This window comes from Variovorax stachyos, assembly GCF_051400855.1.
In the GTDB taxonomy this organism is placed as follows: Bacteria; Pseudomonadota; Gammaproteobacteria; order Burkholderiales; family Burkholderiaceae_C; genus Variovorax.
The window spans coordinates 529,852-553,050 of record NZ_JBLFFN010000002.1 but is presented as its reverse complement, the minus strand read 5'-3'; the positions used below and the strand labels follow the sequence as shown (position 1 = coordinate 553,050).

The 23,199-nt window shown below is 66.4% G+C and carries 22 protein-coding genes and 3 tRNA genes; 13 read left to right on the top strand and 12 right to left on the bottom strand.

What is annotated here, in order from left to right; translation table 11 throughout:
* Positions 1-80: 80 nt before the first annotated feature.
* The 8 genes from ACMGEZ_RS05865 to ACMGEZ_RS05830 all read left to right on the top strand — a co-directional run bounded on the left by ACMGEZ_RS05865 (position 81) and on the right by ACMGEZ_RS05830 (position 7,350).
* Complete coding sequence (locus tag ACMGEZ_RS05865) at positions 81-1,859, top strand: nitrite/sulfite reductase (RefSeq protein WP_436821301.1); 1,779 nt, start codon at positions 81-83, stop codon at positions 1,857-1,859.
* A gap of 82 nt (positions 1,860-1,941) precedes the next feature.
* Positions 1,942-2,349 carry a DUF934 domain-containing protein gene (locus tag ACMGEZ_RS05860; protein WP_436821300.1) on the top strand — a complete coding sequence of 136 codons (408 nt, stop codon included), beginning with the start codon at positions 1,942-1,944 and terminating at the stop codon, positions 2,347-2,349.
* A gap of 11 nt (positions 2,350-2,360) precedes the next feature.
* Positions 2,361-2,981 carry a phosphoadenosine phosphosulfate reductase domain-containing protein gene (locus ACMGEZ_RS05855; RefSeq protein WP_436821373.1) on the top strand — a complete coding sequence of 207 codons (621 nt, stop codon included), beginning with the start codon at positions 2,361-2,363 and terminating at the stop codon, positions 2,979-2,981.
* 45 nt (positions 2,982-3,026) lie between these two features.
* Positions 3,027-3,980, top strand: a complete 954-nt coding sequence (cysD, locus tag ACMGEZ_RS05850; protein WP_436821299.1) for a sulfate adenylyltransferase subunit CysD — start codon at positions 3,027-3,029, stop codon at positions 3,978-3,980.
* Complete coding sequence (locus ACMGEZ_RS05845) at positions 3,980-5,320, top strand: sulfate adenylyltransferase subunit 1 (protein ID WP_436821298.1); 1,341 nt, start codon at positions 3,980-3,982, stop codon at positions 5,318-5,320. The genes cysD and ACMGEZ_RS05845 overlap by 1 nt, the downstream gene beginning before the upstream one ends.
* A gap of 37 nt (positions 5,321-5,357) precedes the next feature.
* Complete coding sequence (gene fdxA / locus ACMGEZ_RS05840; RefSeq protein WP_436821297.1) at positions 5,358-5,687, top strand: ferredoxin FdxA; 330 nt, start codon at positions 5,358-5,360, stop codon at positions 5,685-5,687.
* A complete protein-coding gene (locus tag ACMGEZ_RS05835; protein WP_436821296.1) occupies positions 5,645-6,706 on the top strand; it encodes an NAD(P)/FAD-dependent oxidoreductase in 1,062 nt (353 codons plus the stop codon). The genes fdxA and ACMGEZ_RS05835 overlap by 43 nt, the downstream gene beginning before the upstream one ends.
* Positions 6,707-6,792: 86 nt before the next feature.
* The gene (locus ACMGEZ_RS05830) at positions 6,793-7,350 is read left to right on the top strand and encodes a phosphatase PAP2 family protein (protein ID WP_436821295.1); all 558 of its coding nucleotides are present in this window, start codon (positions 6,793-6,795) and stop codon (positions 7,348-7,350) included.
* 7 nt (positions 7,351-7,357) lie between these two features.
* Here the strand turns inward: ACMGEZ_RS05830 and ACMGEZ_RS05825 are convergent, their stop codons facing one another.
* Positions 7,358-7,618, bottom strand: a complete 261-nt coding sequence (locus tag ACMGEZ_RS05825) for a TIGR04438 family Trp-rich protein (RefSeq protein ID WP_436821294.1) — start codon at positions 7,616-7,618, stop codon at positions 7,358-7,360.
* Between the two features lie 105 nt (positions 7,619-7,723).
* On the opposite strand from ACMGEZ_RS05825, the gene ACMGEZ_RS05820 reads away from it, so the two are divergent.
* Positions 7,724-8,029, top strand: coding sequence for a c-type cytochrome (locus ACMGEZ_RS05820; RefSeq protein ID WP_436821293.1), 306 nt, complete (start codon positions 7,724-7,726; stop codon positions 8,027-8,029).
* A gap of 15 nt (positions 8,030-8,044) precedes the next feature.
* On the opposite strand, the gene ACMGEZ_RS05815 is transcribed toward ACMGEZ_RS05820, so the two are convergent.
* Positions 8,045-8,560 (bottom strand): LapA family protein, encoded by a 516-nt coding sequence (locus tag ACMGEZ_RS05815; RefSeq protein WP_436821292.1) that lies wholly within the window; start codon positions 8,558-8,560, stop codon positions 8,045-8,047.
* A 105-nt stretch (positions 8,561-8,665) separates the two neighbouring features.
* A complete protein-coding gene (acs, locus tag ACMGEZ_RS05810; protein WP_436821291.1) occupies positions 8,666-10,657 on the bottom strand; it encodes an acetate--CoA ligase in 1,992 nt (663 codons plus the stop codon).
* 165 nt (positions 10,658-10,822) lie between these two features.
* Here acs and ACMGEZ_RS05805 point away from each other — a divergent pair, with 165 nt between their 5' ends.
* Positions 10,823-11,443 carry a YqhA family protein gene (locus ACMGEZ_RS05805; protein ID WP_436821290.1) on the top strand — a complete coding sequence of 207 codons (621 nt, stop codon included), beginning with the start codon at positions 10,823-10,825 and terminating at the stop codon, positions 11,441-11,443.
* A 3-nt stretch (positions 11,444-11,446) separates the two neighbouring features.
* Here the strand turns inward: ACMGEZ_RS05805 and fumC are convergent, their stop codons facing one another.
* The gene (gene fumC / locus ACMGEZ_RS05800; RefSeq protein ID WP_436821289.1) at positions 11,447-12,844 is read right to left on the bottom strand and encodes a class II fumarate hydratase; all 1,398 of its coding nucleotides are present in this window, start codon (positions 12,842-12,844) and stop codon (positions 11,447-11,449) included.
* A 121-nt stretch (positions 12,845-12,965) separates the two neighbouring features.
* Here fumC and ACMGEZ_RS05795 point away from each other — a divergent pair, with 121 nt between their 5' ends.
* The 3 genes from ACMGEZ_RS05795 to ACMGEZ_RS05785 are packed head-to-tail and all read left to right on the top strand — an operon-like array spanning position 12,966 to position 16,119.
* Positions 12,966-14,519, top strand: coding sequence for a fumarate hydratase (locus tag ACMGEZ_RS05795; protein ID WP_436821288.1), 1,554 nt, complete (start codon positions 12,966-12,968; stop codon positions 14,517-14,519).
* Entirely contained in the window at positions 14,516-15,340 is an 825-nt protein-coding gene (gene murI, locus ACMGEZ_RS05790) for a glutamate racemase (protein ID WP_436821287.1), read from the top strand. Before ACMGEZ_RS05795 ends, murI begins: the two co-directional genes overlap by 4 nt.
* A 17-nt stretch (positions 15,341-15,357) precedes the next feature.
* Positions 15,358-16,119, top strand: a complete 762-nt coding sequence (locus ACMGEZ_RS05785; protein WP_436821286.1) for a PA3715 family protein — start codon at positions 15,358-15,360, stop codon at positions 16,117-16,119.
* Here the strand turns inward: ACMGEZ_RS05785 and ACMGEZ_RS05780 are convergent.
* From ACMGEZ_RS05780 to clpP, 8 genes are all read right to left on the bottom strand, one after another.
* On the bottom strand, positions 16,086-17,423 hold the full coding sequence (locus tag ACMGEZ_RS05780) for an MFS transporter (RefSeq protein WP_436821285.1): 1,338 nt from the start codon (positions 17,421-17,423) through the stop codon (positions 16,086-16,088). The genes ACMGEZ_RS05785 and ACMGEZ_RS05780 overlap by 34 nt on opposite strands.
* 81 nt (positions 17,424-17,504) lie before the next feature.
* Positions 17,505-18,137 carry a DUF6806 family protein gene (locus tag ACMGEZ_RS05775; protein ID WP_436821284.1) on the bottom strand — a complete coding sequence of 211 codons (633 nt, stop codon included), beginning with the start codon at positions 18,135-18,137 and terminating at the stop codon, positions 17,505-17,507.
* 22 nt (positions 18,138-18,159) lie between these two features.
* Positions 18,160-18,252: transfer RNA gene (locus ACMGEZ_RS05770), tRNA-Leu, on the bottom strand.
* Positions 18,253-18,339: 87 nt separating this feature from the next.
* Positions 18,340-18,413 (bottom strand) — tRNA-Cys (locus tag ACMGEZ_RS05765).
* Between the two features lie 75 nt (positions 18,414-18,488).
* Positions 18,489-18,564 (bottom strand) — tRNA-Gly (locus tag ACMGEZ_RS05760).
* A gap of 53 nt (positions 18,565-18,617) precedes the next feature.
* The gene (gene lon / locus ACMGEZ_RS05755; protein ID WP_436821283.1) at positions 18,618-21,059 is read right to left on the bottom strand and encodes an endopeptidase La; all 2,442 of its coding nucleotides are present in this window, start codon (positions 21,057-21,059) and stop codon (positions 18,618-18,620) included.
* A 123-nt stretch (positions 21,060-21,182) separates the two neighbouring features.
* Entirely contained in the window at positions 21,183-22,448 is a 1,266-nt protein-coding gene (gene clpX / locus ACMGEZ_RS05750; protein WP_162574939.1) for an ATP-dependent Clp protease ATP-binding subunit ClpX, read from the bottom strand.
* A gap of 138 nt (positions 22,449-22,586) precedes the next feature.
* Positions 22,587-23,195: an ATP-dependent Clp endopeptidase proteolytic subunit ClpP gene (clpP, locus tag ACMGEZ_RS05745; RefSeq protein WP_436821282.1), complete on the bottom strand. Its 609-nt coding sequence runs from the start codon at positions 23,193-23,195 to the stop codon at positions 22,587-22,589.
* Positions 23,196-23,199 lie beyond the last annotated feature (4 nt).

Here is a 23,199-nt window from a genome sequence, read left to right as displayed (position 1 = left end):
TTCCATAAGGCGCACTTCTAAAGTCCGGGCTCGCGTTGACGGGCCGTGGACGCACGCCTTCCAGCAGCAAAGAAAACACGATGTACCAATACACAGACTTCGATCGCCAGTTCGTGCACCAGCGCGCGGCGCAATTCCGGGACCAGCTGGAACGCTGGCAGGCCGGCAAACTTTCCGAGGACGAGTTCCGGCCGCTGCGCCTGCAGAACGGCTGGTATGTGCAGCGCTATGCGCCAATGCTGCGCGTGGCGGTGCCCTACGGCGAACTCTCGAGTGCCCAGCTGCGCGTGCTGGCGCGCATTGCGCGCGAGTACGACGAGCCCGAGGCCGAGGTCTACAGGAACGCTCAGAAGACCCAGGGCCTGCTCGGCACCCACAAGCTGCCCACGCACTACGGCCACTTCACCACGCGCCAGAACGTGCAGTACAACTGGATTCCGCTGTCGAAATCGGCCGACGTGATGGACCTCCTGGCCTCCGTCGACATGCACGGCATCCAGACCAGCGGCAATTGCATCCGCAACATCACCAGCGACGAGCGCGCCGGAATCGCGGTCGACGAGGTCGCCGATCCGCGCCCCTTCGCCGAGATCATGCGGCAGTGGAGCACGCTGCATCCGGAATTCGCCTTCCTGCCACGCAAGTTCAAGATCGCGATCACCGGCGCCGCGGAAGACCGCGCCGCCACCGGCTGGCACGACGTCGGCCTGAAGCTGCTGAAGAACGAGGCCGGGGAGCTGGGCTTCCGCGTGCAGGTGGGCGGTGGCATGGGTCGCACGCCCATCGTGGGCACTGTGCTGCGCGAGTTCCTGCCCTGGAACCAGATCATGAATTACCTCGAAGCCGTGGTGCGGGTCTACAACCGCTACGGCCGGCGCGACAACATGTACAAGGCGCGCATCAAGATCCTGGTGAAGGCCGAGGGCCAGCGCTACATCGACGATGTCGAGGCCGAGTACAAGCAGATCCTCGAGCACGACGGCGCACCGCACACCATCACGCAGGCCGAGTTCGACCGCGTGGCCGCTTCCTTCGTGCCGCCGACGCTGGCGACCCGCGTGTTCCAGAGCGCAGAGCAGACCGATGCAGAGCTGCGCGCGCAGGCGGCCGACGACGTGATGTTCGCGCGCTGGCTGCAGCGCAACGTGGCGCCGCACAAGAACCCGGCGCTGCGCGCGGTCACGCTGTCCTTCAAGCGCATCGGCCAGGCCCCCGGCGACGCCTCGGCCGACCAGCTCGACACCGCCGCCCGGCTGGCCGACCGCTTCTCGGCCGGCGAGGCGCGTGTCACGCACGACCAGAACCTGCTCCTGCCCTGGGTGCACGCCGAGGACCTGCATGCGCTGTGGCTCGCCGCGCGCGAGGCCGGCTTCGCCAGCGCCAACGTGCACCTGCTGACCGACATGATCGCCTGCCCCGGCGGCGATTTCTGCGCGCTCGCCAACGCGCGCTCGATCCCGATCGCCGAAGCCATCACAGAGCGCTACCAGGACCTGGACGAGCTCGACGACCTGGGTGAGATCGACCTGCACATCAGCGGCTGCATCAACTCCTGCGGGCATCACCACAGCGGGCACATCGGCATCCTGGGCGTCGACAAGGACGGCAAGGAGTGGTACCAGGTCACGCTGGGCGGCTCCGACGGCTCCGCGCTCTCCGGTGCGGCGCAGCCGGGCAAGGTGGTCGGACCCTCTTTCTCGGCGGCCGAGGTGCCTGAGGTGATCGAGGCGGTGCTCAACACCTACCGCGACACCCGCGAGGCCGGCGAGACCTTCATCGACGCGCTGCGCCGCGTGGGCATCGAGCCCTTCAAGGCCGCGGCCAACGGTGCGCGCTTCAAGGTGGAGGAGGCGGCATGAGCGCAGCGCAGAACCGCTTCAAGCAAGCTCGCGTCCCCTTTGGGGGCAGCGAGGACACGACAGTGCCGAGCGTGGGGGCCCTATGAACAAGACGCTTCGCATCCTTTCGCCGGAAGAGCACGTCGATGACGGCGAGCCGAACGTACTTCAGCTCGCCAACGATGCCGACCCATTGGCGATCGAGGTCTGCCTCGACGACGTGGACCGCATCGACCTGCACTTCCCGAAATTCACCGACGGGCGCGCCTACAGCCAGGCCTTCCTGCTGCGTCGCCGCCTGGGCTTCAAGGGCGACATCCGCGCCACCGGCGATGTGCTGATCGACCAGCTGGTGCAGATGCAGCGCACCGGCTTCTCCAGCGCGGTGCTCAAGGAAGGCGTGGACGCCTCGGCGGCCCAGCGCCAGTTCGACCGCTTCGCGACCTACTACCAGGGCGATGCGGTGCAGCCCACGCCTCACTTCGCGCAGGCGCGATCCGAGCCCGCATGAGAACGCTCGACATGAGCATCGACCTCGCACGCATCAACTCCGAGCTCGGCCACAACGCGGAGGGCCTGGTGGACTGGGCGATCGGCCTGGGCCAGCCTGCAATCGTCACCACGAACTTCCGACCGTTCGAGGCCGTGATCCTGCACATGGTGACGCGCGCCAAGGCCGATGTTCCCGTGGTCTGGATGGACAACGGCTACAACACCGAGGCCACCTACCGGTATGCCGACGCGGTGACGAAGCTGCTGGGCCTGGATCTGCGCATCTACCTGCCGCGCCGCTCGCGTGCGCATCGCGAAGCCGTGGAGGGCCCGACGCCGGCGCTCGACGATCCGCGCCATGCCGCTTTCACGGAAGAAGTGAAGCTGGAGCCCTTTGCCCGTGCGCTGCGCGAGACGGCACCAAAGGTCTGGTTCACCGCACTTCGGGCCACCGACACGGCCGTGCGCGCGCAGATGGACGCGGTCAGCGTCAATCCGGATGGCCTGATCAAGGTGGCCCCGCTGCTGCACTGGTCGTCCAAGGACCTGCATGCCTACTGCGAAGCGCATGGCCTGCCCAACAATTTCGACTACGTGGACCCGACCAAGGGCGAAGAGAACCGCGAGTGCGGATTGCATCTCTCGCATTGAGCTGCCCAAGCTTTCACTGATTTCCCGCACTGAGCACTCCACCCGATGAACGCCAGAACCGAACACGACCTGCTGCTGCAGACCGCGACCACGCCAGCCCGCCTGTCCAACACGCAGCTCGATGCGCTGGAGGAAGAAGCCATCTTCATCCTGCGCGAGGTCGCCGCCTCCTTCGAGCGTCCGACCCTGCTGTTCTCGGGCGGCAAGGACTCGCTGGTGCTGCTGAAGTGCGCCGAGAAGGCTTTCGGCGCCGGGCGCCTGCCCTACCCGCTGCTGATGATCGACACCGGCCACAACTTTCCCGAGGTGACGGCCTTCCGCGATCACCGCGCGCAGGAACTTGGCGCCGAGCTGATCGTGCGCAGCGTCGAGGACTCGATGGCGCGCGGCACCGTGCGCCTGGCCCATCCGGGCGAGTCGCGCAATGTGCACCAGTCGGTGACGCTGCTCGAAGCAATCGAGGAATTCCGCTTCGATGCGCTCATCGGCGGCGCGCGCCGCGACGAGGAGAAGGCCCGCGCCAAGGAGCGCATCTTCTCGCACCGCGACGCCTTCGGCCAATGGCAGCCCAAGGACCAGCGGCCCGAGCTCTGGACCCTGTTCAACACCCGCCTCGCACCCGGCGAGCATTTCCGCGTGTTCCCGATCTCGAACTGGACCGAGCTGGACGTCTGGCAATACATCGAGCGCGAGAAGATCGCCCTGCCCTCGATCTACTACACGCACAAGCGCGAGGTGGTCGAGCGCCGCGGCCTCCTGGTGCCGGTAACCGAGCTCACGCCGCCGCGCGACGGTGAAACAGTCGAGGTCCGCGACGTGCGCTTCCGCACCGTGGGCGACATCACCTGCACCTGCCCCGTGGACAGCCTGGCGGCCGATGCGGCCGACGTGGTGGTCGAGACGCTGGCCGCCGAGGTCAGCGAGCGCGGCGCGACGCGCATGGACGACAAGACTTCCGAAGCTTCGATGGAAAAGCGCAAGAAAGACGGCTACTTCTGATGACTGCGACGACCACCACTTTCTCCGCGCCCGAGACCCTGCACGGTGACACCGGCCCCGCCCTGCGCTTCATCACCTGCGGCAGCGTCGACGACGGCAAGAGCACGCTGATCGGCCGCCTGCTGGTGGACAGCAAGACCGTGCTGCAGGACCAGCTGGCCGGCGTGCAGCGCGGCGGCGAGACCGACCTGGCGCTCCTGACCGACGGCCTCTCGGCCGAGCGCGAACAAGGCATCACCATCGACGTGGCCTACCGCTACTTCTCCACGGCGCGGCGCAAGTTCATCATCGGCGACGCACCGGGCCATGAGCAGTACACGCGCAACATGGTCACTGCGGCTTCCGGCGCGGACGCCGCCGTGGTGCTGATCGACGCGACGAAGCTGGACTGGGCCGCCGAGGTCGAGGATGGAGAGGTAGTGCGCCGCGAGCTGCTCCCGCAGACGCGCCGCCACACGCTGCTGTGCCACCTGCTGCGCGTGCAGTCGATCGTGTTCGCGGTCAACAAGCTGGATGCGATTGCCGATGCCGGGCTTGCCTTCGAGCGCATCTCCACTGCGCTCGCGAGCTTCGCCGAAGCCGCCGGCGTGCGGGTTGCCGCCACCGTGCCGATCTCGGCGTTGAAGGGCTGGAACGTTGCCTCGCGCCACGGCGACTGGTGCGGCTACGAAGGCCCGAGCCTCATCGAGCTGCTCGAGGACCTGCCCGTCACCCAGCAGGACGAGGCCGTGCCCTTCGCCTTCCCGGTGCAATGGGTCGAGAAGTTCTCCGGCTCGGCCGATACCTCCAAGGGCCGCCGGGTGTTCTGGGGCCGCGTCGCAAGCGGCCATGTGGAACCGGGCCAGCGTGTCGCCGTGCTGCCGGGCAACCAGACAGCCACGGTGGCGCAGGTGCTGAGCCACACCCGCCAGCCCAAGACCGTGCATGCGGGCCACAGTGCCGGCATCGTGCTCGACCGCGAGCTGGATGTCTCTCGCGGCGACTGGCTGCTGGCGCCTGGGGCCTTCGAGCCGGTGCGCGAGATCACGGCCACCATCGCCTGGCTCGATGACGAGCCGCTGCTCGCGGGCCGCGTCTACTGGGCGCTGCAGGGCCACCGCTGGGTCAAGGCCAAGGTCGCGCGCATCATCGACCGCGTCAACATCACGACGCTGGAGTCCGAGCCCGCCGACCGGCTGGAGCCCAACGCCATCGGCGACGTGGTGCTCTCGCTGCAGCAGCCGCTTGCCGTGCTGCCCTTCGCGCAATCGCGCGCGCTGGGTTCGCTGGTGCTGGTCGACACCGCCTCCCATCGCACTTCTGCGGCCGTGCTCGTGCAGCCCTCGCCGGCAAGCGCCTAAAATTCCTGGTTTTCCCCGACCGCTCCCAAGCCCAGCCATGACCCACGTCGTCTCCGAATCCTGTATCCGCTGCAAGTACACCGATTGCGTCGATGTGTGTCCCGTGGACTGCTTCCGTGAAGGCCCCAACATGCTGGTGATCGACCCGGACGAGTGCATCGACTGCGCGGTCTGCATCCCCGAGTGCCCGGTCAACGCCATCTACGCCGAAGAAGACCTGCCGCCGAACCAGCTCGCCTTCATCAAGCTCAACGCCGAGCTGGCCCAGGCCGACGGGTGGAAAAGCATCACCAAGCGCAAGCCGCCGCTGCCGGATGCCGACGAGTGGAAAGACAAGACCGACAAGATCGGGGAGCTGGTGCGCTGAGCACGCTCCCCGCGCCTATCGAAACCGACGCGCTGGTCATCGGCGCCGGCCCGGTCGGGCTGTTCCAGGCCTTCCAGCTGGGCCTGCTCGAGATCTCCTGCCACATCGTCGACGCGCTGCCCGCCGCGGGCGGCCAGTGCGTGCAGCTGTACGGCGACAAGCCCATCTACGACATCCCGGGCATTCCGGCGACCAGCGGCCGCGGCCTGGCGGCGGCGCTGCTGGAGCAATTGGCGCCGCTGAAGCCCACCTTCCATTTCGAGCAGCAGGTCGCCACGCTGGAGCGCCAGCCGGACCAGCGCCTGCTGCTTCGCACCACCACGGGCACGGGCTTTCTCGCCAGGACGGTCTTCATAGCGGCGGGCGTCGGCGCCTTCGTCCCCAAGCGCATCGCGCTCGAGGACATCCAGCGCTTCGAGGGATCGACGCTTTTCTACCACCCGGAATCGCTGGAGCGCTTCGACGGCCAGGCGGTGGTCGTCAATGGCGGCGACGACGCGGCGCTGGCCACTGCGCTGGCACTCCTGGGCCGGGCCCGCGAAGTGACGCTGGTGCATCGGCGCGACGGCTTCCAGGCCGATGAAGCGTTGGTGGCGCGAATGCGGACGACGGTGGCCGAAGGCGCGATGCGCTTCGCAGTCGGCCAGCCCGCGGCTTTCGACGGCCGGGCGCTGCAGATCTCGACACCCGATGCGCAGACCTTGACGCTGCCGCTCGATGCGCTCATCGCCTGCCTCGGCATCTCGCCACGCCTCGGGCCCATTGCCGACTGGGGGCTGGACCTCGTGCGCAAGCAGGTGCCGGTCGACACCGAGCGCTTCCAGACGCGCGAGGCGGGGGTGTTCGCGGTGGGCGACATTAACACCTACCCAGGCAAGAAGAAGCTGATCGTCTGCGGCTTCCACGAGGCCACGCTGGCGGCCTGGGGCGCGACCGGCATCGTGTTCCCCGGCAGGGCCGTGCCCCTGCAGTACACCACCACCAGTACGCGCTTGCACCAGCTGCTGGGCGTGGCCTGAGCCCGCGGTACTTTCCGAGACGATCCTGAACGAAGCATGAAGGCTTCGTTCATCAAATCGCCGTAACGCGGCTCTATCATGACCGGATGCAGGCGCTGAACATCGAACTTTTCCAATTGCTCGGCGCCGGCCATGTGCCTGATTCACCGCTTCTCCGGTTTGCCGGCAACGTGGCGGAGGAGGCTTCCTGGGTGTGCGTGGCCCTCATGGCATGGGCGGCCTGGCGGTCGCCCGCCCAGCGGCTGTATGCGCTGGCGGTGCTGGTCGCGGCCGGCGCCGCCTCCCTGCTGGCCCATGAGCTGGCGGAGGCCTTCGCCATGCCGCGCCCCTTCGTCCTGGGCCTGAGCCCCGCGCATATCGAGCATGGCCCCCGCGGTTCGCTGCCGAGTGCGCATGCAACGGTGATGTTCACCGTGGGCCTGTTGTTCTGCCTGCGGCCGGCGCTCCTGAAGATCGGGCTTGCGATCCTGGGCATCGCAGTCCTGACGGGCTGGGCCCGCATCTATGTGGGCGTGCATTTCCCTTTCGACATCCTGGCCGGCTTGTTGCTCGCGTGTGCCATCACTGCGGCATTCTGGTCGCTCCACCAGCTGGGCCGGCGATTCATCGCGCCGCTCGTCGCGCGCGACAGCCTGCGCGCCTAGACCCGGGTCAGCGCCCGCGGCGGTTCCGGTTGGAGCGGCTGGTCAGCAAGCCCATCTGGCTGCGTTGCCGGTCGATGCGAGCCTGGCGGCGTGCGTTTTCTCGCTCGACCACCTTGCGCTTGGTGTAGCCGGAAGCGTCGGCCCAGGCCCACCAGGCAGCGGCCAGTGCAAAGGGGATGAGCACCACCCACCAGCTCCATTGCGCGACGAAGCCGACCTCGAAGAACTTGAGGGCCACGCCGAGCAGGCCGAGGAAAAGAAACCACATGAGAGAACCCCTCCGATCGTCCGGCCCCATCAGAATGGGACCGTGCACCGCGCTATCTACAATCGCGTTGGATCGGACTTTAACGCACCCACGTCATCGAACCCCATGAAAAGAACGCTTCTCATCGCCGTCCTTGGCCTGGCCGCAACATCCCCCGCCCTGGCCGACCTCGCACTGGCCACCTCCAAGAACTGCATGAGCTGCCATGCCGTCGACCGCAAGGTCCTCGGCCCCTCCTTCAAGGAGATCGCGGCCAAGTACAAGGACAACAAGGGCGCCGCGGACATGCTGGCGACCAAGATCGTGAAGGGCGGCTCCGGCGTCTGGGGCGCGGTGCCGATGCCCGCCAACAACCAGGTCAGCGAGGCCGACGCCAAGAAGCTCGCTGCCTGGGTCCTGTCGACGAAGTAGCGGCGCCCGGCTTCTTCAGACGGGTGGCGGCATGCCGCCGCCAGGCGTCATCGCCGTCGGCGACCTCCGGTCGAAGCGGTCCTCGAGCTGGCCGATGTGGGCTGCCAGCGTGTTGTCGGTCTGGTCGGACCGTACCTTGATCAGGGTCTCCAACTGCTCCACGCGCGCCAGCAGCGCCGCGTGTCGCTCGGCGTTGCGCGCCATGTGAGCGTTCTCCTGGGCTTCCAGGAAGTTGCGCAGCTCGGTGAAGCGCGAGGCCTCGGCGCGGTCGGCCAGGTCGCGCTGGGCCTGCATCTCCTTCGTGTGGCGCCGCGTCTCGAGCAGCACCGTGGTCTGCAGGTAAACCACGTAGGCCACGAAGAAGATGCCCAGGAGCGCGGTGAGACCCAGCATGATCAACCCGAGCGGCGCCGTTACCTGCATGAAGCCGATCGACATCGCGGTGGGCGTGGCGAGCACGCTCCAGTTCAAAGCCGCCAGCGCCGCGATCAGCAGCACCACGACCAGCAGCACGCCCGTTCTCAGTCCCATGAAAGTATCCCCTCGACATTCGATGGGCTGGTTGTAACGCATCCGGCGCCCCGCCCCTGTCGGACGGGGGCGCGGGCGCCGCCGGGCACGGCTGGCGCGGCAGGGCTAGTAGGCCTGCCCCAGTTGCTCCAGGATGGCAGGGTTCTCGAGGGTGGAGGTGTCCTGCGTGATGGCTTCGCCCTTGGCGATGCTGCGCAGCAGGCGCCGCATGATCTTGCCGCTGCGGGTCTTGGGCAGGTTCTCGCCGAAGCGGATGTCCTTGGGCTTGGCGATCGGCCCGATCTCCTTGGCCACCCAGTTGCGCAGCTCGGTTGCGATCTGCCTGGCCTCGTCGCCGCTCGGACGGCCGCGCTTGAGCACGACGAAGGCGCAGACCGCCTCGCCCGTCATGTCGTCGGGACGGCCGACCACCGCGGCTTCCGCCACCAGGTCGGTCTTCGCAACCAGCGCCGACTCGATTTCCATCGTGCCGAGCCGATGGCCCGAGACGTTGAGCACGTCGTCGATGCGACCGGTGATGCGGAAGTAGCCGCGGTCGGGGCTGCGCACTGCGCCGTCGCCGGCGAGGTAGATGGTGCCGCCCATCTCCTCGGGAAAGTAGCTTTTCTTGAACCGCTCGGGGTCGTTCCAGATGGTGCGGATCATCGAGGGCCAGGGCCGCTTGATCACCAACATGCCGCCCCCGCCGTTGGGGATGTCCTTGCCAGTCTCGTCCACGACTGCCGCCATGATGCCGGGCAGCGGCAGCGTGCAGGAGCCGGGCACCAGCGGCGTCGCGCCGGGCAGCGGCGTGATGACATGGCCGCCGGTCTCGGTCTGCCAGAAGGTGTCGACGATGGGGCACTTCTCGCCGCCCACGTGCCGGTGGTACCACATCCAGGCCTCGGGATTGATCGGCTCGCCCACGGTGCCGAGGATGCGCAGCGATGAAAGATCCCAGTTCTTCGGATGCACCTTCTCGTCGCTTTCCGCGGCCTTGATGAGCGAACGGATGGCCGTCGGCGCGGTGTAGAAGACAGTGACCTTGTGCTTCTCGATCATCTGCCAGAAGCGGCCCGCATGCGGGAAGGTCGGGATGCCCTCGAACACCACCTGCGTCGCGCCGGCAGCCAGTGGCCCGTATGCGACATAGGTGTGGCCGGTGATCCAGCCGATGTCGGCGGTGCACCAGAACGTGTCCTCCGGACGGATGTCGAAGGTCCAGTCCATGGTGAGCTTGGCCCACAGCAGGTATCCGCCGGTGGCATGCTGCACGCCCTTGGGCTTGCCGGTCGAGCCCGAGGTGTAGAGGATGAAGAGCGGGTGCTCGGCACCCACCGGCTCCGGCGGGCACTCGCTGCCCTGCCCCTTGAGCACCTCGTCGAAGGTCTTGTCGCGGCCCGCAACCATGTTGCAGGCGGTCGCGGTGCGCTGGTAGACCAGCACGGTCTTGAGCGTCGCCTCGCAGCCGCCGAGCGCGATGGCATCGTCGACGATTCCCTTGAGCGGCAGCTCCTTGCCGCCGCGGAGCTGGAAGTTGGAGGTGATCACCGCCACCGCGCCGGCGTCGATGATGCGCTCCTGCAGCGCCTTGGCCGAGAAGCCGCCGAACACCACGCTGTGCGTCGCGCCGATGCGGGCGCAGGCCTGCATCGCGACCACGCCCTCGATGGTCATGGGCATGTAGATGATGACGCGGTCGCCCTTGCGGATGCCCTGCGCCTTCAGCGCGTTGGCGAACTGCGAGACGCGCGCCAGCAGTTCCTTGTACGTGACCTGGGTGACCGCACCGTCGTCGGCTTCGAACACGATGGCGGTCTTGTTCTCGACCGGGGTGCCGATGTGCTTGTCCAGGCAGTTGGCCGAGGCGTTGAGCTCGCCGTCGTCGAACCACTTGTAGAAAGGCGCGTTGGATTCGTCGAGCGTGCGCGTGAAGGGCTTGGTCCACACGACGTTGCCCTTGGCCTGCCGGGCCCAGAAGCCCTCGAAGTCGTCGGCGGCCTCCTTGCACAGGGCCTCGTAGGCGGCCATGCTGTCGATGCGTGCGCCCTTCACGGCGCGGGCATCGGGCGGGAACACACGGTTCTCGACGAGAAAGGACTCGATCGTGCTGCTCATTTTTGCCTCCGGTATGTAGCTGGGTCTGACGGGCGCTACTGTCAGCGTCCGCACTTACGGACGACTGACGCTCCATGTTAGCGGCTGCATCGTGACACGTCGGCGCCTCGACAGCACTCTAGAATCGCGCGTTTCCCGCCTCACCCACCGGCCTGCCCTCCCCAGATGTCCAATCTCGACCCCACCTTCCAGAAACACGCCGGCAAGGCCTCTCCGCTGCGCCCCCTGCCCAACCTGATCTTCGCCAGCCGATGGCTGCAGTTGCCGCTGTACCTGGGCCTGATCGTTGCGCAAGGCGTGTACGTGGTGCACTTCCTGGTCGAACTGCTCCATCTCGTGGAAGCGGCCTTCGGCAGCGAGGAAGCGCTGAAGTCGCTGATCACCAGCATCGGCTACAAGACCACGGCACCGGTCACCACGCTCAACGAGACGGTGATCATGCTGGTGGTGCTGGCGCTGATCGACGTGGTCATGATCTCCAACCTGCTCATCATGGTGATCGTCGGCGGCTACGAGACCTTCGTGAGCCGCATGAACCTCGAGGGGCACCGCGACCAGCCCGAGTGGCTGAGTCACGTGAACGCGTCGGTGCTGAAGGTCAAGCTGGCGACCGCCATCATCGGCATCAGCTCGATCCACCTGCTCAAGACCTTCATCAACGCGGACAACTACACCGATCGCGTGCTGATCGCGCAGACGGCGATCCACATCGCCTTCCTGCTGTCGGCGATGGCGATCGCGTTCACCGACCGCCTGATGGCGCCGCCGCCGTCTGCCGGCCACTGATCCCTAGCGGCCGGTCATCTTCTCCGGCACCACCCACTGGTCGAACTGCTCGGCCGTGAGATAGCCCGAGGCAATCGCCGCCTCGCGCAGGCTGCTGCCTTCCTTGTGCGCCTTCTTCGCGATGAAGGCCGCCTTGTCGTAGCCGATGTGGGTGTTGAGTGCCGTCACCAGCATCAGCGAACGCTGCACGAGCTCCGTGATCCGCTCGCGATTCGGCTCTATGCCCACCGCGCAGTGGTCGTTGAAGCTGCGCATGCCATCGGCCAGGAGCCGCACGCTCTGCAGGAAGTTGTGCGCCACCATCGGCCGGAACACATTGAGCTCGAAGTTGCCCGAAGCGCCGCCGATGTTGATCGCGACATCGTTGCCGAGCACTTGCGCAGCCAGCATGGTGACCGCCTCGCTCTGCGTCGGGTTGACCTTGCCGGGCATGATGGACGAGCCCGGCTCGTTCTCGGGGATGCTCAGTTCGCCGATGCCGCTGCGTGGTCCGCTGGCGAGCCAACGCACGTCGTTGGCGATCTTGGTCATGCTCGCCGCCAGCGTCTTGAGCGCCCCGTGCGCGTGCACCAGGGCATCGACGGAAGCCATGGCCTCGAACTTGTTGGGCGCGGTGACGAAAGGCAGGCCGGTCAGCTTCGCGAGCTCGGCGGCCACCTGCTCGGCATAGCCCCCGGGCGCATTGAGTCCGGTGCCGACCGCGGTGCCGCCCAGCGCCAGCTCGCACAGATGCGGCAGCGCGGCCTGCACATGGGCTTCACCATGGGCCAGCTGGGCCACGTAGCCCGAGAACTCCTGGCCCAGCGTGAGCGGCGTCGCGTCCTGCAGGTGGGTGCGGCCGATCTTCACGATGTCGGCGAACGCCTCGGCCTTCTTCTGCAGAGTCCCGCGCAGTTGTGCAATGGCCGGCAGCAGCCGATGCGTGAGCGCCTCGACCGCCGCCACGTGCATGGCAGTCGGGAAAACGTCGTTGGATGACTGGCTGCGGTTCACGTCGTCGTTGGGGTGCACCAGCCGCCCTTCGCCGCGCTCGCCTCCCAGCAGCTCGCTGGCGCGGTTGGCCAACACTTCGTTGACGTTCATGTTGGTCTGCGTGCCCGAGCCGGTCTGCCACACGACCAGCGGAAACTCGTCCAGGTGCTTGCCCGCGATGACCTCGTCGGCCGCGGCGACGATGGCCTGCGTCTTCTTCTCGTCCTGCAGGCCCAACGCATGGTTCACCACGGCCGAGGCGCGCTTGACCTGTGCCAACGCCTTGATGATCTCGCGCGGCTGCCGCTCGCCCGAAATGTCGAAGTTCTGCAGCGAGCGCTGCGTCTGCGCACCCCACAGCTTGTCTGCCGGCACCTCGATGGGGCCGAAGGTGTCGCGTTCGATACGGCCGGGGGTGGATATCGCCATGAAAAAAGCTCCGCTGTCAAAATGGAGGGCGCGCCTGGCGCACCAGGGCATCCGCCCAGTATCGTCGCAAACAAGAATGGCTCGCATTGAGCGAGTGCTTTCCCCTCCCACGGACACAGCCATGACCATCATCCAGCAAGCCGACCTGATCGAGTCGGTTGCCGCCGCGCTCCAGTACATCAGCTACTACCACCCGACCGACTACATCGCTCACCTGGCTCGCGCCTACGAGCGCGAGCAGAGCCCCGCGGCCAAGGACGCGATGGCGCAGATCCTCACCAACAGCAAGATGAGCGCCACCGGCCAGCGGCCCATCTGCCAGGACACGGGCATCGTCAACGTGTTCCTCAAGGTCGGCATGGACGTGCGCTGGGGCGGCTTCGGCACCGGCAGCCTCCATGAGGCCATCAACGAAGGCGTGCGCCGCGGCTACAACCACCCCGACAACATGCTGCGCGCCTCGGTGGTGGCCGATCCGCAGTTCGACCGCAAGAACACCAAGGACAACACGCCGGCCGTGATCTTCACCGAGATCGTGCCCGGCAACACCCTCGAGGTCACGGTGGCCGCCAAGGGCGGCGGGAGCGAGAACAAGAGCAAGCTCGTGATGCTGAATCCCGGCGACAGCGTGGTCGACTGGGTGCTCAAGACCGTGCCGACCATGGGCGCCGGCTGGTGCCCGCCGGGCATGCTGGGCATCGGCATCGGCGGCACCGCCGAAAAGGCCGCGCTGCTCGCCAAGGAAAGCCTGATGGACGACTTGGACATGCACGAGCTGCTGGCCAGGAAGCGCGCGGGCGCCGAGTTCAGCAAGGTGGAGGCGCTGCGCGTGGAGCTCTATGAGAAGGTCAATGCACTGGGCATCGGCGCGCAGGGACTGGGCGGCCTGGCCACGGTGCTCGACGTCAAGATCAAGATGTACCCCACGCACGCGGCCAGCAAGCCTGTAGCGATGATCCCGAACTGCGCGGCCACGCGCCACGCGCATTTCGTGCTCGACGGCTCGGGGCCGGTCTACCTGGAGGCCCCTTCGCTGGACCTTTGGCCCAAGATCGAGTGGGCGCCCGACTACAACAAGAGCAAGCGCGTGGACCTCGACAAGCTCACGCCGGCCGAGGTCGCGAGCTGGAAGCCGGGCGACACGCTGCTGCTCAACGGCAAGATGCTGACCGGCCGCGACGCGGCGCACAAGCGCATCGCCGACATGCTGGCCAAGGGCGAGAAGCTGCCGGTGGACTTCACCAACCGGGTGATCTACTACGTGGGCCCCGTCGATCCGGTCAAGGACGAGGCCGTGGGCCCGGCCGGCCCGACCACCGCCACGCGCATGGACGGCTTCACCGAAATGATGCTCGCGAAGACCGGGCTGATCGCGATGATCGGCAAGGCCGAGCGCGGTCCGGTCGCCATCGAGGCCATCCAGAAGCACAAGAGCGCCTACCTGATGGCCGTGGGCGGCGCCGCGTACCTGGTGAGCAAGGCGATCAAGACCGCCAAGGTGGTGGGCTTCGCCGACCTCGGCATGGAAGCGATCTACGAGTTCGACGTGGTCGACATGCCGGTGACGGTGGCGGTCGACGCCGGCGGCACCAGCGCCCACATCACCGGCCCCGCCGAGTGGCAAAAACGCATCGCCAGCGGCGAGTTCAAGACCATCATGATGGAAGCGGCTTGAGCATTTCGGGTGCTCTTGCCGATCGCCCGATCGGCGTCTTCGACAGCGGCATCGGAGGGCTCAGCGTGCTCAACGCGCTGCGCGAGGCATTGCCACACGAACGCTTCGCGTATTTCGCCGACACGGCCCATGCGCCGTACGGAGAACGCGGCGATGCCTACGTCGCGCAGCGCACCGGCATGGTGGCGCGCTACCTGCGCGAACGGCATGGCATCAAGGCGCTGGTGGTCGCCTGCAACAGCGCGACCGCAGCCGCCATTCACGAACTGCGGGCCGAGCACCCGAGCCTCCCGGTGGTCGGCGTCGAGCCGGCCCTCAAGCCCGCAGTGGCCGCCAGCAGAACCGGCCACATTGCCGTGCTCGCGACCCGCGTCACGGTGGAGAGCCGCAAGTTCGAGGGGCTGCACGCCTCGCTGGCCGGACAGGCGGACTTCCGCATCGTCCCGTGCGACGGCCTGGCGGGCGCCATCGAGCGCGGCGACGGCGCCGGCATCGCGGCCTTGAGCGAGCGCTATCTGCGTCAGGCTGGCAGCTTCGGCACCGCGCCCGGCCAGATCGACACGCTGGTGCTGGGCTGCACGCACTACCCCTTCATAGCGGCCGAGCTGCGTCGCCATTGCGGCGAGGCGGTGCGCTTCATCGACACCGGCGCACCGGTCGCGTCGCAGACGCGGCGGCTGCTGGCGCAGGCCGGGCAGCTGGCCGCGCAAGGCGAAGGCGCCGTGACGCTCCTGAGCAGTGCCGCGCCCGACGCGCTCGATGCCGCGGCGGCACGCTGGCTCGCGCGGCCGGCCGTGCCTGCAGCCCTGGCCTCCGCCTGACTCCCGCTGGCTGGCGCATGCCTCGACAACTACTCATCGGCTTGCTCTTTGGGCTGCTGAGCGCGTCCAGCTACGCGGCCTGCGACACCGGCCTCGCGGAGCGCATGCACGCCAAGCTGCACTCCAAGCAGGTGCTGGACCACGAACGTGCCGTGTGCCAACCCTGGCGCGGCTTTGCGGGACGCTTCGTCGTCGTGCTGCCGCTACCGCGCCCCTCCACGGGGCCTGGCGTCACACAGTTCGATCTCGACGTGCTGGTGGTGCAGCAGGCCGACAACGGCAATACCGAGCGCGCCACCGTCATCAGCCGGTTGTTCGAGCCCTCGGCCCTGAGCGAGGATGCCATCCGCATCAGCGAGATCAAGATCGACACGGCCCGCTACACGCTCGCGAGCGACGCGCGCGCATTCGGCCTGCGCATCGTCCGCCAGGGTTCGTCGCGCGTGAATCCCTACTCGAACGAGACGCTGACGCTGTACGTTCCGCGCGGACCCAAGCTTGCCAAGGTGCTCGACGGACTCGAGCTGACGCTGGAGCGCGGCGAGTGGGACGCCAACTGCGCCGGCAATTTCGAGACCGTGCGCGGCAGCTTGTCGATCGCTCGCAGCACGAGCAACGGCCACGCCGACCTGCTGCTGCGCCAGACCCGCACCCAGACCCGCTCAAGCGCGCTGGGAGACGAATGCGTCACCCAGGAGCGGCCGGTGAAGTTCTCGTCGCAGTTGCTGCGGTACGACGGGTCGGCCTACCGTGCTGCCAAGGGCCCGCCCTCCGACTGAGGCGCCTCCCCTCGCAGCGCCGCCGCCCGGCCGCGCCGCATGTCGATCGGCAGCAACAGGAGCAGGCCACCGATGAACAGCACGCTCGTCGCCAGGATCGCGATGCGCTGGTTCCCGCCGGTCGCCCAGGTGATGGCGCCGTAGCTCAGCGGGCCGATGATCGCGGCCAGCCGCGTGGCAAAGCTCCACAGCCCGAAGAACTCCGCCAGCTGTCGCGGCGGCGCGAGCACGCCCGTCATCGCGCGCCCGGCCGACTGGCTCGAGCCCATAGCCAGCCCGGCGATGGTCGCCGCCCACCAGAACCCGCCCTTGGTCGTAACCGAGGCGGCGATGACGCACACCGCGATCCAGGCCAGCAGCGCGCCGGAAAGCGCGCGCCGGTGGCCGATGCGGTCCTGCAGATAGCCGAAACCGAAGGCCCCGAGCGCCGCCGCGATGTTGAGCACGAAGATCAGCACCATCGTCTCGCTCGCGACGAAGCCGATCACCTGCTCCGCATAGATCGCCGCCAGCGTGATCGCCACCGCCACGCCGCCTTGATAGCAGACGGTGCAGGCCAGCAGCCACATGAAGTCTCGGTAGGCGCGCGCCTTGTGGAAGGTGTCGCTCAGCTGCTGCCAGGCGCTGCGCCTGTCGCCGGCTGCCTGTGGCAGCGCGCGCTCAGGCAGCAGTGCGAAGGTGGCGCAGGCGGCGAGACCATAGATCGCCGCCGTGATCAGTATCGTGACCGGGACGAAGTGCGCAGCGGGCAGCCCTTTCGCCTGGGCCGACAGCACGTAGGCCAGGCACAGCCCGAGTGCGAGCATGCCGCCGATGTAGCCGAAGGCCCAGCCCCAGCCACTGACCTTGCCCATGCCCTCGGCCGTCGCGAGCTCCGGCAGGAAGGCGCCGGTCAGCGACTCGCCGTAGGAGTAGAAGGTGTTCGAAAGGACAACCAAGGCCATTGCCAGCGCGACCGCGAAGGGGCCGCTGAACCGGGGCGTGATCGCCAGCGCCACGGTGCCGAGCACACAGCCGGCAGTGACGATCGCCAGCGCCTTTTTCTTCGCCGCATGGAGATCGGCCCACGCGCCGATGGCCGGCATGCTCACCATCACGATCGCGTAGGAGATGCTCAAGGCCACCGTCCAGGCGAACGGGCCCCAGGGAGCCCCCTTGGCGATTCCGCCGACGAAGTAGGCAGCGAACACCGCCGTGATCACGACGGTCGTGTAGCCTGAGTTGGCGAAGTCGTACATGGCCCAGCCGAAGACTTCGCGCTTGCGCACGCCGGGACGAAGGGCAGACTGGGAGAAAAAGGCCAAGCGACTCTCCTCGAACAGAAGGTCGCCGAGCATAGCGGAGCGGCTTGACCGCTCCGTGGCTGGACACTCCAGCGCCTCGGATCAGTGCAGGTGGCGCGGGCGGCGTCCGCCGCCGTGGCTGCCGCTGCCTGGGCCGCCGGTGCCGCCGCGCGGCCGTTTGCCGATCTCGAGGGAGTTCACCAGCGCGTCGAAGCGGTCGCCGAAGAGCTTGTCGATCTCGGCCACAACGCCGCCGAGCTCGGCGCCATCGAAGTGGCGCTCCATGAGGTTCACCACGTCCTCGACCAGGAGGTCGCGCTGCACCTGCATGATCGCGGCCGGGTTGGGGCCGATGAAGAGCATGAGGAAGTCATCGCGGGACTCTTCCTCGGGATCACCCTCTTCCTCGTCGAAGTCGGTGTCGTAGAAGGTGACCTCGATCGCGGCGCCTTGCTCGGCCAGCTCGTTGAGAGCCATGCACATTTCGTCGAGGGCCTGTCGGAAATCCTCATCGCCGGCCACGGTCCAGCAGATCTGGAGCATGTGGTCCTTCTGCTCGAAGCGGATTCCTGGCTCTTCTTCGTAGACGCTGTTCGCGCCATCGGCCAGCGAGCGGGCACCAGCATATTTCCAGAGGGGTTTCAGAGCTTCCTGAATTTGCTCGAAGCTCACATCGGAGCGAAGCGACACATCGCCGTGGACGTGGATTTCGAACGGAGCGTTGTAGCGAGGCATGTCATGCTCCCTTGTGATGTGGTGGTGCCCGGAACCGGGATCGAACCGGTATGCCCCTTATGCAGGAAGCGGCGGATTTTAAGTCCGATGTGTCTACCAATTTCACCATCCGGGCGTCCGGGTCGATATGGACGATACCCGAAACGAAAACAGCCCCGACAACGACGGTTGGAGGGGCTGTTCGATCGATAAGGCTGGAGGGTGGAGGCGCGACCCGGAGTCGAACCGGGCTAGACGGATTTGCAATCCGTTGCATAACCGCTTTGCTATCGCGCCATGCGTCCAATCTACGTTTCTTCTTGGTCAGAACTCGCGAAAAAAAGGGAAGCTTGAAGCTTCCCTTTTGAAAACTGGAGCGGGAAAAGAGTCTCGAACTCTCGACCTCAACCTTGGCAAGGTTGCGCTCTACCAACTGAGCTATTCCCGCGTTTCAAGCCTTCGATTATAGAGCAATTTCCGGGCGTCTCGCAAGACTCCCGCTCAATGCTTGATCGAACCTTCCGCAGGCTGCGATGCGCGCTGCTTCGCCTGCTCGGCCATGGCCGCCGCGGAGGCAGCGACCTCCTCGTCGGACAACGGCGTGGGCTGCTTCTCAAGCGCAATCTCGAGCACCTTGTCGATCCACTTCACCGGCACGATCTCGAGTCCGTTCTTCACGTTCTCGGGAATGTCCTGCAGGTCCTTGGCGTTCTCTTCCGGGATCAGCACGGTCTTGATGCCGCCGCGCAGGGCAGCCAGCAGCTTCTCCTTCAGGCCGCCGATCGCCGTCACTTCGCCGCGCAGCGTGATCTCGCCGGTCATGGCAACGTCGGCACGCACCGGGATCCCGGTAAGCGCGGATACGAATGCAGTGGTCATTGCGGCGCCCGCGCTCGGGCCGTCCTTGGGCGTGGCGCCATCGGGCACGTGGATGTGGATGTCGCGCTTCTCGAACACCTCGTCCTTGATGCCGAGCCGTCGCGCGCGGCTGCGCACGACCGTGCGTGCGGCCTCGACCGACTCCTTCATCACGTCGCCAAGGGAACCGGTACGGCTGATCACGCCCTTGCCGGGCATGGTCACCGCCTCGATCGTGAGCAGGTCGCCGCCCACCTCGGTCCACGCGAGGCCCACCACCTGGCCCACCTGGTTCTGCTTCTCGGCCAGACCGAAGGTGTACTTGCGCACACCGAGGAAGTCGTTGAGGTTCTTTCCCTCCACCACCACCTTGGGCGTCATCTTCTTCAGCAGCAGGCCCTTGACCGTCTTGCGGCAGATCTTGGAAAGCTCGCGCTCGAGCGAACGCACGCCAGCCTCGCGGGTGTAGTAGCGCACGATGTCGCGAACGGCCTCTTCGGTGATCAGGAGCTCGTCCTCCTTCACGCCGTTGTTCTTCATCTGCTTGGGCAGCAGATACTTGAGCGCAATGTGCGTCTTCTCGTCCTCTGTGTAGCCCGCCAGGCGGATCACTTCCATCCGGTCCAGCAGCGCCGGCGGGATGTTCATCGAGTTCGAGGTAGCGACGAACATCACGTCGGAGAGGTCGAAGTCGACCTCGACGTAGTGGTCGCCGAAGGTGTGGTTCTGCTCGGGGTCCAGCACCTCCAGCAGCGCGCTCGACGGATCGCCGCGGAAGTCGGTGCCCAGCTTGTCGATCTCGTCGAGCAGGAACAGCGGATTGCGCGTGCCCACCTTGTTCAGGCTCTGCAGCACCTTGCCCGGCAGAGCGCCGATGTAGGTGCGGCGGTGCCCGCGGATCTCGGCCTCGTCGCGCATGCCGCCCAGCGCCATGCGGGTGTACTTGCGGCCGGTCGCCTTCGCAATCGACTGGCCCAGCGAGGTCTTGCCCACGCCCGGCGGGCCCACGAGGCAAAGGATCGGCGCCTTCACCTTGTCGACGCGCTGCTGCACCGCAAGATATTCGAGGATGCGGTCCTTGACCTTCTCGAGCCCATAGTGATCCTCGTTGAGGACCTCTTCGGCATGCGCGAGGTCGTGCTTGATCTTGGTCCTCTTGCTCCAGGGCAGGCCGATCAGCACGTCGATGTAGTTGCGCACCACCGTGGCCTCGGCCGACATCGGCGACATCAGCTTGAGCTTCTTGAGCTCGCCCTCGGCCTTCTTGAGCGCTTCCTTGGGCATCTTGGCGAGCTTGATCTTCTTCTCGATCTCCTCGATGTCCGCGCCTTCTTCGCCTTCGCCCAGTTCCTTCTGGATCGCCTTGACCTGCTCGTTCAGGTAGAAGTCGCGCTGGTTCTTCTCCATCTGGCGCTTCACGCGGCCACGGATCTTCTTGTCGACGTTGAGGATGTCGACCTCGCGCTCCAACTGACCGTATAGGTTCTCAAGCCGCGACTTGATGTCGTCCAGGTCGAGCACCGCCTGCTTGTTGTCGAGCTTGAGCGGCAGGTGCGCGGCAATGGTGTCGGCCAAACGGCCGGGGTCGTCGATGCTCGAGATCGAGGTCAGGATCTCGGGCGGGATCTTCTTGTTGAGCTTGACGTACTGGTCGAACTGCTGCATGACCGCGCGGCGCAACGCCTCGACCTCGGTGCCCTTCTGCGCCGTGGCTTCGGGCGCCTCGACCGGCGTCACGTTGGCCGAGAAATGGGTCTCGCCGTCGTCGATGCGGTTGACACGCGCGCGCTGCTGGCCTTCGACCAGCACCTTCACGGTGCCGTCGGGCAGCTTCAGCATCTGCAGGATGGTCGAGATGCAGCCTACTTCGAACATGTCCTCGACCGAGGGCTCGTCCTTGGCGGCAGCTTTCTGGGCCACCAGCATGATCCGGCGCTCCGCTTCCATCGCGAGCTCGAGCGCCTTGATGCTCTTGGGACGGCCGACGAAGAGCGGGATCACCATGTGGGGGAAGACGACCACGTCCCGCAGCGGCAGCAGCGGCAGGTCGATCTCGGTGGCAGGCAGGGGGGTATGACCGGACATGGAAATCCTTTGGTTGATCATGGAAAGATGGTCGGCCGCGCGCGCTTTTCAAGCCCGCGGGCACGGTAATCGCCGAAGACGCCGGTCGCCGGTACTGGAGGGGCCGGCCTGAAAGTCACTCAGTCAGGCCTTCTTGGCCGCCTCGCGGTACACGAGGAGCGGTGGCTTGTTTTCGTCGATTGTGGATTCTTCGACCACGACCTTGTCGACATTGGTGGCATTCGGCAGCTCGAACATGGTGTCGATCAGCGATTGCTCCAGGATCGAGCGCAATCCGCGGGCACCGGTCTTGCGGGCCAGCGCCTTGCGCGCGATCGCCTTGAGGGCCGCCGGACGAATTTCCAGGTCGACCCCCTCCATCTGCAGCAGCTTGGTGAATTGCTTGACCACCGCGTTCTTCGGCTCGGTCAGGATCTGCACCAGTGCGTCCTCGCTGAGTTCGGCAAGCGAGGCAACGACCGGCATGCGGCCGACCAGCTCCGGAATCAGGCCGAACTTGATCAGGTCCTCCGGCTCCACCTCGCGGAACACCTCGGTCAGGCTGCGCTGCTGCTTGCTCTTGACCGAGGCTCCGAAACCGATGCCGGAAGCCTCGGTGCGGTTCTCGATCACCTTCTCGAGCCCGGCAAAGGCGCCGCCGCAGATGAACAGGATGTTGGTCGTGTCGATCTGCAGGAAGTCCTGGTTGGGGTGCTTGCGCCCGCCCTGCGGCGGCACGCTGGCCATGGTGCCTTCGATCAGCTTCAGCAGTGCTTGCTGCACGCCCTCGCCCGAGACGTCGCGGGTGATCGAGGGGTTGTCGGATTTGCGGGAGATCTTGTCGATCTCGTCGATGTAGACGATTCCGCGCTGGGCGCGCTCCACCTCGTAGTTGCAGCTCTGCAGCAGCTTCTGGATGATGTTCTCGACGTCCTCGCCCACGTAGCCGGCCTCGGTCAGCGTGGTGGCGTCGGCCATCACGAAGGGCACGTCGAGCATGCGCGCCAGGGTCTGGGCCAACAGGGTCTTGCCCGAGCCGGTCGGGCCGATCAGCAGGATGTTGCTCTTGCTGAGCTCGACGTCCTCACCCTTGGCCTTGTCCTTGTGGCGCAGGCGCTTGTAATGGTTGTAGACCGCCACCGAGAGCATGCGCTTGGCAGGCTCCTGACCGATCACGTAGTTGTCGAGGTTGGCCTTGATCTCAAGGGGCGTGGGCAGGTCGCTGCGCGCTTCCCGCGATTCGTCGCCCGCGGGCAGTTCGTCGCGGATGATCTCGTTGCAGAGATCGATGCACTCGTCGCAGATGAAAACCGACGGACCGGCGATCAGCTTCTTGACCTCGTGCTGGCTCTTCCCGCAGAACGAGCAATAGAGCGTTTTTTCGCTGGAAGAGCCTTTTTTCTCGGCCATGGACAGTTGCCTCGTAACGGGGGTTTAACAATGATAGCGAAGAAGGAAGACCCTCGGCCCATCCCCGATCCGAACAAAAACGGCGTTTTCCGTGCGGAAAACGCCGTTTGTCGCGGGGACGCCGCAGCGCTGTACGCGTCAGCTGCGCTTGGCGATCACCTGGTCGACCAGGCCGTAGTCCTTGGCCTCGTCGGCCGTCAGGAAGTAGTCGCGCTCGGTGTCGCGGGCGATCTTCTCCAGGGGCTGGCCGGTACGCTCGGCGAGGATGCGGTTCATCTGCTCGCGCGTCTTCAGGATGTCGCGGGCGTGGATCTCGATGTCGGTGGCCTGGCCGCGGGCGCCGCCCAGCACCTGGTGGATCATGATCTTGGAGTTGGGCAGCGAAAAGCGCTTGCCCTTCTCGCCCGCTGCCAACAGGAAGGCGCCCATGCTGGCCGCGAAGCCAACGCACAGGGTCGACACGGCCGGCTTGATGAACTGCATGGTGTCGTAGATCGCCATTCCGGCGCTCACGCTGCCACCGGGCGAGTTGATGTAGAACGAAATGTCCTTGTCGGGGTTCTCGCTCTCCAGGAACAGCAGTTGCGCCACCACCAGGTTGGCAGTCTGGTCGTTGACCTCGCCCACCAAAAAGATCACCCGCTCCTTCAGCAGCCGCGAATAGATGTCGTAGGAACGCTCGCCGCGGCCCGATTGCTCGATGACCATCGGGATCATGCCGAGGCCTTTAATTTCCTGTGCGCTCATGTGT